Annotated in this window: 1 protein-coding gene; it reads right to left on the minus strand. The window is 45.1% G+C overall.

Annotated features, from left to right (window positions below):
- Positions 1–186: 186 nt before the first annotated feature.
- A complete protein-coding gene (locus PT964_RS26300) occupies positions 187–1,386 on the minus strand; it encodes an IS4 family transposase (RefSeq protein WP_274366326.1) in 1,200 nt (399 codons plus the stop codon).
- Positions 1,387–1,546 lie beyond the last annotated feature (160 nt).

Raw genomic sequence — 1,546 nt, forward strand, 5'->3', positions numbered from 1 at the left:
CACTAGCCTTGCATAAAAGTTGGGGAGAGCACGATGGTGGATCTGTAACGCGCGGAAGTTTTGGTACTACAAGGATTAGAATACTAATTTTTACATCCGCTTTTCTTGGAGAGAGACTAACGACTTACACCAGACTAAGCATAGGTACGTCATCCCATAAAATGTAATATCTACTCGTTAATGGTTTTACTGTTTAGATGGCTTCATGATGCCTATCTTTGTATGTACCCTTATTTCCGGTGGAGACGTGGAGGGCTTTCGCCCCTTCGACTTACGCAAGGTACGGTTTAGCTCTCTTTCGAGCTCTGCCCATTGTTGAAACAGATATGTCCGTAGTAACTGCAGCATTTGCCAGTTCGTACGGGGAATGTTTCGACTCATTTTTGTTAACTGCACGAGCGCGTGAACAATGAGAGCGATAAACATCTGGTTCCAAAGTGCTTGTGGTTTGTAGCTGTACAGTTTCACCAGCCGCACATGCTGCTTTAGCCATTTAAAGAAGAGCTCAATAAGCCACCGGCACTTGTAGATCTGTGCGATCTCTTCGGCTGTTACGTCCCACCGAGTCGTGAGAATTCGATATGTCCGTCCCTGCTCATCCAAATACTCAACTAGCCGAACGTTGTTTTCCATGGATCGAAAGGCACTTCCCACTTTCACCTTCGCATCCCGCGTGATATGGGAGCCTGTCGGTACTTCATACTCTTCCAATACCGTTGTCGACGTTCGATCGCGTATCCGCATCACAAAACGGATGTTTCGCTCGACCCAACGATCCATCTTCTTGTAGTCGTCATATCCGCGATCCATAACGTAAGTGGCGTCCGACTCTGTTACCAGTTCAATGGCGCCTTCCCGATCACCAACATTTCGAGTTGAGGGCACCATAGCATCCGGGTAAATAGCATCGGGGGAGGCGGCAATGAGCCGTGTGTGCATTTTAATGCCGCTTTCTTTCCTAGATATTTTCGCCCACTTGGCTAGGTTCAAGGGAAGAGACAACGCGGATGAATCTACAATGGCCAGTTTCCCGATGTTGGCCGTAATCCCATTCGCTCCATTCGTAAGACGCTGGAGCTTAGACGTACAATGAATAAAGATTTCTTGTAACAATTCGGTGGGGATGAGATTCAACTTTCGGGACAGCTGTGAACCGCTGATGCTCTGCAGTTGAAGCAAATCCTGAAGTTCCGGTTTGGATCGTAATTTGACTCCCATATCTTCGTAAGAAGACCAGTAATCCATGGAAGCTGCAGCAAACAACAATATGCTTTTATTGATCGTAAGCTTTTTGGCGTACCGATCGTACGCTGTACGTTCCTGTACATTTACAGGAAGTAAAGATAACAATTGACGAATGACAGTATTTTGGGTTACGTTATCCATGCTGAGTTTCTCCTTTGTAGAGAAGTTATGGACAACGTGCCTACATCTCTACAATAGGAGACTTTTTTATTTTAGTCCATGAAAAACCATCAACTTTTTACATTAATAGTAAAAAGTTGATGTGAAAATTGGTGTGTGAGGTTTTATGCAAGGCTAGTGC

This window comes from Paenibacillus thermotolerans, from assembly GCF_028745515.1.
GTDB lineage: Bacteria > Bacillota > Bacilli > Paenibacillales > YIM-B00363 > Paenibacillus_AE > Paenibacillus_AE thermotolerans.

Bases quoted from the DNA above. Each gene is read 5' to 3' on its own strand.
- PT964_RS26300 (WP_274366326.1), bottom strand. From the start codon at position 1,386: ATGGATAACGTAACCCAAAATACTGTCATTCGTCAATTGTTATCTTTA.